The 1015-nt window shown below is 67.9% G+C and carries 2 protein-coding genes and 1 pseudogene; 2 read left to right on the top strand and 1 reads right to left on the bottom strand.

Going from position 1 to position 1015, the window contains the following annotated elements:
* Together FXF52_RS43770 and FXF52_RS43765 are read left to right on the top strand one after the other, a co-directional pair.
* A pseudogene (locus FXF52_RS43770) lies at positions 1 to 145 on the top strand (IS5/IS1182 family transposase); the annotation flags it as partial.
* Positions 146 to 485: 340 nt separating this feature from the next.
* Complete coding sequence (locus FXF52_RS43765; protein ID WP_255472957.1) at positions 486 to 611, top strand: hypothetical protein; 126 nt, start codon at positions 486 to 488, stop codon at positions 609 to 611.
* Here the strand turns inward: FXF52_RS43765 and FXF52_RS41125 are convergent.
* On the bottom strand, positions 598 to 1015 hold a 418-nt coding region (locus FXF52_RS41125; protein ID WP_187414033.1), incomplete at its 5' end, for an ATP-dependent RecD-like DNA helicase. The two genes, FXF52_RS43765 and FXF52_RS41125, sit on opposite strands and share 14 nt — an antisense overlap.

Raw genomic sequence — 1015 nt, 5'->3', positions numbered from 1 at the left:
GGGCTGGATCATGCTCCACCGCCGCCTGGCCCGTGACTACGAAGCCCTGCCCGACAACTCCGCCAGCATGATCCGCATCGCGATGATCGACAACCTCACCAAACGCATCACCAACGAAACCACCCCAACCTGGCGAGACATCTGAAGCCGGCATCACCCGCAAAATACGTGAATCAGACGCCCTCTGAGAGCGGCGTCTTGACATGAAGGGGTGCCGGCGGAGCGGCAGGCATCGCCGTCCGCAGCGCCGGCGCCCAGATCGGCAAGCCGTACGGGTGGGCCGCCCGCCGCCGGACCCGCGAGCTTCGACGGTTTCCTCGCCCGACCCGGTACGCCTGGACCCTCGGCGTCAGCCGGTCAGGATGGCCCGCCTCGACACCATGATGTCCTACATGGGCGCCCGCCGCCCCTGACGGCGGGGACCGAGGTCGCCGCAGCCACCGATCGTGGGCTTGCCGCGGTTGACCGGTCTGCGGCCTAATCTAGTGCAGTCCCAGGCTCGACTCAGCTTCGCCGCGCACCGGGTCATCGGCACCGACCGGATTCGTGGTCTGCTCACCCAGATCCACCCGCCGCTGGAACGGGTGCTGGGCCCGGTCACAGGCGGCTGAGGCGGTGGTCGAGGGCGGTGTGGCGGCGGCCGGCGCTGACGGTGCGGACGGCTGCGGCGAGGGCCCGGCGGGAGCCGACGAGGACGACGAGTTGTTTGGCGCGGGTGATGGCGGTGTAGAGCAGGTTGCGTTGCAGCATCATCCAGGCGCTGGTGGTCAGCGGGATGACGACGGCGGGGTATTCGGAGCCTTGGGAGCGGTGGATGGTCATGGCGTAGGCGTGGGCGAGTTCGTCGAGTTCGTCGAAGTCGTAGTCGATGCTCTCGTCTTCGTCGGTGCGCACGGTCAGGGTCTGCTCCTCGGTGGAGAGCGCGGTGACGATGCCGAGGGTGCCGTTGAAGACGCCGGCTTGGCCTTTGTCGTAGTTGTTGCGGATCTGGGTGACCTTGTCGCCGATCCGGAAC

The organism is Micromonospora sp. MP36, assembly GCF_008119785.1.
Lineage (GTDB): Bacteria > Actinomycetota > Actinomycetes > Mycobacteriales > Micromonosporaceae > Micromonospora.
This window is presented reverse-complemented; position numbering and strand designations above follow the sequence as displayed.